Here is a 6,000-nt window from a genome sequence, read left to right on the forward strand (position 1 = left end):
CGGTCCGCGTGACCTGCGGTGCCGCGCATGCGGGCGTAGCTCAATGGTAGAGCCCTAGTCTTCCAAACTAGCTACGCGGGTTCGATTCCCGTCGCCCGCTCCAGTCGCCGAAGGGCCCGGTCCGGTGGACCGGGCCCTTCGCGTTGCCACCGGGCGGCTCAGAAGTTGATCTGGCCCACCGAGTCGATGATCGAGTGCATGAACCGGTTGATCGACGGCCCCATGCCCGTCGGCGCCAGGAAGAAGCCGAAGAGCGCCGCGACTATCGCGGGGCCGGCCTTGATGGAACCGCTCCGGATCATGACGACCAGGACGATTCCCAACAGAAGCACCACAGACAACGAAATGGCCACGACTGCTCACACCCTCGGTCGGTCCGCCTTGCCGGCCCGGAGATGTGCGGCCGTGCACCCTCCGTCGCCTCCATCGTGCCACCAACTCCCGCCGGGGTGTTGCCGGGTGACGTATCGACCTGTCGATATCGCGCCATCTTGCGCCCCCTCGCGCCCCCTTGCGCGCCGGTCCGGGGCGGGCCGGCCGCCGGGGCCGTGGCGCGGCCGCGTGATCTCCGCAAATATGCGACGGTGATCGTTTCCGTATCCACACACTTCATCCACAGGGGAATTCGACGCCGAAAGCGAGGTAATTCACTTCGGTCAACTGCCTGCTGGATTGTCCCCTTTGATGGGGATTAAACAGTCCATAACGGGCACACTCTGCTGGTTTGCCATTTGATATGCAGGGAAGACGCGCTATTCAACGGCGGTTTTACGGATGGCAATCGAGACGTCTAGGGTGCCTGAGATGTTCCACGCTCCGAACGCAATGCAGAGGGCCACACTCCCCCCGGCGACCGAGGAGGCGGAGCCCAGACACCCTGCGCCGACGGCGCCCGGGGAGGCCCCCGCGCCGGCAGCGGACCGGCCCGCCCGGAGCGGCGGGACCAAGCAGCGGGACGCCTTCTTCGACAACGCCAAGTACCTCGCCATCGTGCTCGTCGCGGTGGCGCATTCCTGGGTCCCGGTCATGGACGGAAGCCGGACCGCCCGGGCGCTGTACATGGTGGTCTACACGTTCCACATGCCCGCGTTCATCCTCATCTCGGGCTACTTCTCGCGGTCGTTCGACCTGAGCCCCAAGAAGGTGAAGCGGCTCGTCACCGGTGTCGCCGTGCCCTACGTGGTGTTCGAGACGGCGTACTCGCTGTTCCGGCGGTACGCGAACGACCAGCCGGACGCGGCCGTCAGCCTGCTGGAGCCCTGGTACCTGACCTGGTTCCTGGCCGCCCTGTTCGTCTGGCGGCTCACCACGCCGATCTGGCGCAACCTCCGCCACCCGCTGGCCGTTTCGCTCGTGATCGCCGTCCTCGCCTCGCTCGCGCCCAGCATCGGCGACGACCTCGACCTGCCCCGCGTCCTGCAGTTCCTGCCCTTCTTCGTGCTCGGACTCCAGCTGAAGCCCGAGCACTTCGAGCTGGTCCGCCGCCGCGAGGCCCGGCTCTTCGCGCTGCCGCTCTTCGCCGGTGCGCTGGTCTTCGCGTACTGGGCGGCACCCCGGATGCAGCTGGGCTGGTTCCTGCGGGACTCCAGCGCCCAGGACATGGGGGCGCCGTGGTGGTCGGGCGCGGTGATGACCCTGGCGATGTTCGGCTGCGCGGTGCTGCTGACGGCCGGGTTCCTCGCGCTGGTCCCGCGCCGCCACATGTGGTTCACGGTGCTCGGCGCCGGCACCATCTGCGGTTACCTGCTGCACGGCTTCCTGGTGAAGGGCGCCGACTACGCGGGGATCTTCGACGACCACGCGTGGCTGGTCGGTCCCGCGGGCCTGGTGATCGTGACCGTGGTCGCCTCCACCGCCGTCACACTGCTCTGCACTCCGCCGGTGCGACGCGTCCTGCGCTGCGTGACCGAGCCGGACATGCACTGGGCGTTCCGCCGGGACGCCGCCAGGATCTGACACCTCCGCATTCCACGAAGCCCGGCCCCGGTGGCCGGGCTTCGTCGTGCCGCCGGACGGTGTTGGCTCAATCCCGACGTTCCGAGGGCGTGTTCGGTGCGGTGAGCCCCAGCAGCTCCCGTACCCGCGCATATTTCGCGGTCAGCCGGGTACGGGTGGCCGGCTCCAGCACCGCCAGGCGGGCCGGGTCGGCGTTGTGGACCAGGTCCGCCTCCTTGACCAGCAGGGCGCCGGGGGTGGCCAGGATGCGCCGGGTGTACGCCTCCGGCCCCTCGCCCGCCCGCTTGGTGACGGCCAGCACCATGTCCTTGACCGCCTGCGGCAGCGCGGCCCCGGCCAGCCACTCGGCCGACAGTGCGTCGTCCTCCACCGCGTCGTGCAGCCAGGCCGCGGCGATCTGCTCGTCGCTGCCGCCTCGGCTCCGCACGCCCTCCGCGACGGCCGCGAGATGTTCCGTGTAGGGGCGGCCGGCCTTGTCCCGCTGGGCGGCGTGGGCCTCGCGGGCCAGGGCCTCGACCTCGGCGAGGGTCAGCTGAGCGTGCGATGCGGTCATGACAGGGACTCTAGGCCCACCCTGGCCCCCGGTCCGAGAGTTGCGACGTCAATCGTTCGGTAAACTAACTGCTGACCATTCCTTGACGATCTCTTGACTCTCCGAAAGGCCAGGCTCATCGGACACGCAGACACGCTCATCGCCATGGGCGGCGCCTTCCTCGCCGCCGCGGTCCTCGCCCGCGCCGGCCGCCGCATCGGACTGCCCACCATTCCCCTGTTCATCCTGGCCGGAATCCTGCTCGGCCCGCACACCCCCGGCATCGTCCTCGTCGCCGACCCGCACGACCTGGAGATGCTCTCCGCGCTCGGCCTGGTGCTGCTCCTCTTCTACCTGGGCCTGGAATTCCACCTGGACGACCTCAAGGCGGGCGGCCGCAAGATGGCGGTCGCCGGGGGCACCTATCTCGCCCTGAACGTCGGCGCCGGGCTCGGCTTCGGCTTCGCGCTCGGCTGGGGCACCTCCGAGGCGCTGGTCCTCGCCGGGGTGCTCGGGATCTCCTCGTCGGCCATCGTCACCAAGGTGCTGGTCGACCTCGGGCGGATCGGCAACCCGGAGACCCGGCCCATCCTCGGCATCATCGTCGTGGAGGACGTCTTCCTCGCCCTCTATCTCGCGGCCCTCCAGCCCATCCTGTCCGGCGCCGACAGCCTCGCCGCGGCGGTGGCCGACGGCGGCAAGGCGTTCGGCTTCCTGCTGCTGCTCGCCCTGGCCGCCCGGTTCGGCACCCGGGTCGTCGGCAAGCTGATCGGGACCAGGGACGACGAGCTCCTGGTGATCTCGTTCCTCGGCGCCGCCGTCCTGGTGGCCGGGATCTCGGAGTGGTTCGGCGTCGCGGACGCGATCGGCGCCTTCATGGTCGGGCTGATGCTCGGCAGCACGTCGTCGGGCGAGCGCATCCTCAAGCTGGTGCACCCGCTGCGCGACGCGTTCGGCGCGATCTTCTTCTTCGCCTTCGGCCTCTCCATCGACCCGGGCGACCTGCCCACCGTGCTCTGGCCGGTGCTGGCGGCCGTCGCGGTCACCCTCGCGATGAACGTGTGCGCCGGGATCGCCGCCGCCCGGGTGTACCGCTTCGGCCCGCAGGCCACCGCGAACATCTCGACCACCCTGGTGGCGCGCGGCGAGTTCGCCCTGATCCTCGCCACGATGGCGGCGGGTGCCGGCCTCGACGAACGGCTCTCCCCGTTCATCGCGGGCTACGTGCTCGTCCTCGCCGTACTGGCCCCGCTGGCCGCCGGGCGCTCGCACTGGCTGGCCCGCCTTCTGCCGGGCCGACCGGAACCGGCGCTCCGCGAGCCCGATCCGGTCGGGGCCGGGTCAGGACGTCCGTGAGTTCAGGACGTCCGTGAGTTCAGGACGTCCGTGAGTTCAGGACTTCCGTGACAGGAGCAGCAGCGCCCGGTCGTCGTTGACGTCCTTGGCGCACGCCTCGATCAGGTGCCAGGCCGCGCCCTCGAAGCCGGTGCTGACATAGCGGTCGGCCTCGCCGGTGAGCCGGTCGATGCCCTCCGCGATGTCCCGGTCGGACGCCTCCACCAGTCCGTCGGTGAACAGCATCAGCACGTCACCGGGGGCGAGATGGCCCTTGACCGGGTCGAACTCGGCGCCGTCGTACACCCCGAGCAGCGGGCCCTCCGCCGCCTTCTCCTCCCACTGGCCGCTGCCGGCGTGGAGCTGGAGGGCCGGCGGGTGGCCCGCAGACAGGAGTTCGTAGTCGCCGGTCTCCAGGTCGAGGACCAGGTGGATCGAGGTGGCGAAGCCCTCGTCCCAGTCCTGGCGCAGCAGGTAGCCGTTGGCGGCGGGCAGGAAGCCGTGCGGGGGCAGCGAGCCGAGGAGCCCGCCGAAGGCTCCGGACAGCAGCAGGGCGCGGGAACCGGCGTCCATGCCCTTGCCGGAGACGTCGGTCAGGACGGCCTCCAGGGTGCGGCCGCCATGGGTGCGCGCCGCGACGACGAAGTCGCCGGAGAAGGACTGCCCGCCGGCCGGGCGGAGCGACATCTCGCGGTGCCAGCCCTGCGGGAGGCGGGGCAGCGAACTCTGGACGCGGATGCGTTCGCGCAGGTCGAAGAGCATGGTGCCGCCGCGCCGCCAGGGCACCCCGACCCGGGCGCGGAACTGGGCGAGGACCAGCCCGAAGAATCCGCAGGCGGCGACGGTGAGCACGGTGCCGGGGGTGACCCCGGCCGGGCCGTCCTCGTAGGGACCGAGCCGGATCGACTCCACGATGAGGGCGACGGCCGCCGCCGCGTACAGGCCGAGGAGGCTGGCGGGGCGCAGCAGCAGGCCGCCCGCGACGATCGGCAGGACGAGCATGGTGGGCGCGCACCAGACCGGGTCGACCAGGGTGAGGCAGGTGATGACGGGGATGACGAGGAAGAGGCCGGCCAGGGCGATCCAGTCGGAGCCGTCGCCCCGGAAGTAGTCGACCCCGGACCGGCGCAGCGTGGTGTAGACCCGGTGCGCCGATTTCCGCCATCGGGCCGGGTACGTCTCTGCTCCTGCGCGTCGGGCCATTGCGGGGACCTTATCCACCCGGCGCCCTCCGGTGCAGGGGGACCCCGTGACAATGTGTTCGAAATCGGCCCGACCGGTGCCGTACTCATGGGTAGTACGTGCGGGTTACGCGGACTGGCAGCCGGGGCACCAGAAGAGGTTGCGGGCGGCCAGGTCGGCGGTGCGGATCTCGGTGCCGCAGATGTGGCAGCCCTGGCGGGCGCGCCGGTAGACGTAGACCTCGCCGCCGTGGTCGTCCACGCGGGGCGGGCGGCCCATCGCCTCGGGCAGGTGCTCGGGGCGGACGGTGTCGATCCGGTTGTTCCGTACGCCCTCGCGCATCAGCGCGCGCAGGTCCGCCCAGACCGCGTCCCACTCGCGCCGGGTGAGGTCCTTGCCCGCCCGGTACGGGTCGATGCCGTGCCGGAACAGCACCTCGGCGCGGTAGACGTTGCCGACGCCCGCGATGACCTTCTGGTCCATCAGCAGGGCGGCGACGGTCATCCGGCTGCGGGAGATCCGCTGCCAGGCGCGTTCGCCGTCCTCGCCGTCGCGCAGCGGGTCGGGGCCGAGGCGGTCGTGTATCGCGCGCTTCTCGGCGTCCGTGATCAGGGCGCAGGTGGTGGGGCCGCGCAGGTCCGCGTGGTGCGCGTCGTTGACCAGGCGCAGCCGGACGGTGTCGGTGGGCGGCGGGGCCGGCGCCGTACCGAAGTTCAGCTTGCCGAAGAGGCCGAGGTGGATGTGGACCCAGCCGGTGTCCGGGAAGCCGAGGAAGAGGTGCTTGCCGTGCGCGTCGGCCGTGCCGAGGACCCGGCCGTCGAGCAGGGCGGCGCTGTCCGCGAACTTCCCCTGCGGGCTGCTCACCCGTACCGGCCGGCCGGCGAAGCGCTCGCGGTGGTCGTCGGCGAGGCGGTGGATCGTGTGTCCCTCGGGCACGGTGGCGGGTCTCCTGGGTGGGACGGCTCCGGACATGGCTGTGGCGCCGGACCGGGCCG

General features: G+C 71.1%; 6 protein-coding genes and 1 tRNA gene. 3 read left to right on the forward strand and 4 right to left on the reverse strand.

Going from position 1 to position 6,000, the window contains the following annotated elements; translation table 11 throughout:
* The first annotated feature begins 29 nt into the window (after window positions 1-29).
* Window positions 30-103: transfer RNA gene (locus ACN6LM_RS03975), tRNA-Gly, on the forward strand.
* Window positions 104-158: 55 nt separating this feature from the next.
* Here ACN6LM_RS03975 and ACN6LM_RS03980 read toward each other — a convergent pair.
* Window positions 159-353: a hypothetical protein gene (locus ACN6LM_RS03980; protein ID WP_018103181.1), complete on the reverse strand. Its 195-nt coding sequence runs from the start codon at window positions 351-353 to the stop codon at window positions 159-161.
* A gap of 451 nt (window positions 354-804) precedes the next feature.
* Between ACN6LM_RS03980 and ACN6LM_RS03985 the strand changes: the two genes are divergently transcribed.
* Window positions 805-1,956 carry an acyltransferase family protein gene (locus tag ACN6LM_RS03985; RefSeq protein ID WP_445063853.1) on the forward strand — a complete coding sequence of 384 codons (1,152 nt, stop codon included), beginning with the start codon at window positions 805-807 and terminating at the stop codon, window positions 1,954-1,956.
* Between the two features lie 67 nt (window positions 1,957-2,023).
* On the opposite strand, the gene ACN6LM_RS03990 is transcribed toward ACN6LM_RS03985, so the two are convergent.
* Entirely contained in the window at window positions 2,024-2,509 is a 486-nt protein-coding gene (locus ACN6LM_RS03990) for an HD domain-containing protein (RefSeq protein WP_445063855.1), read from the reverse strand.
* Between the two features lie 144 nt (window positions 2,510-2,653).
* Between ACN6LM_RS03990 and ACN6LM_RS03995 the strand changes: the two genes are divergently transcribed.
* The gene (locus tag ACN6LM_RS03995) at window positions 2,654-3,844 is read left to right on the forward strand and encodes a cation:proton antiporter (RefSeq protein WP_445063862.1); all 1,191 of its coding nucleotides are present in this window, start codon (window positions 2,654-2,656) and stop codon (window positions 3,842-3,844) included.
* 36 nt (window positions 3,845-3,880) lie between these two features.
* On the opposite strand, the gene ACN6LM_RS04000 is transcribed toward ACN6LM_RS03995, so the two are convergent.
* Window positions 3,881-5,026, reverse strand: a complete 1,146-nt coding sequence (locus ACN6LM_RS04000) for a PP2C family protein-serine/threonine phosphatase (protein ID WP_445063856.1) — start codon at window positions 5,024-5,026, stop codon at window positions 3,881-3,883.
* Window positions 5,027-5,131: 105 nt separating this feature from the next.
* Window positions 5,132-5,941 carry an Fpg/Nei family DNA glycosylase gene (locus tag ACN6LM_RS04005; RefSeq protein ID WP_445063857.1) on the reverse strand — a complete coding sequence of 270 codons (810 nt, stop codon included), beginning with the start codon at window positions 5,939-5,941 and terminating at the stop codon, window positions 5,132-5,134.
* Window positions 5,942-6,000 lie beyond the last annotated feature (59 nt).

The organism is Streptomyces sp. SAS_281 (assembly GCF_052542855.1).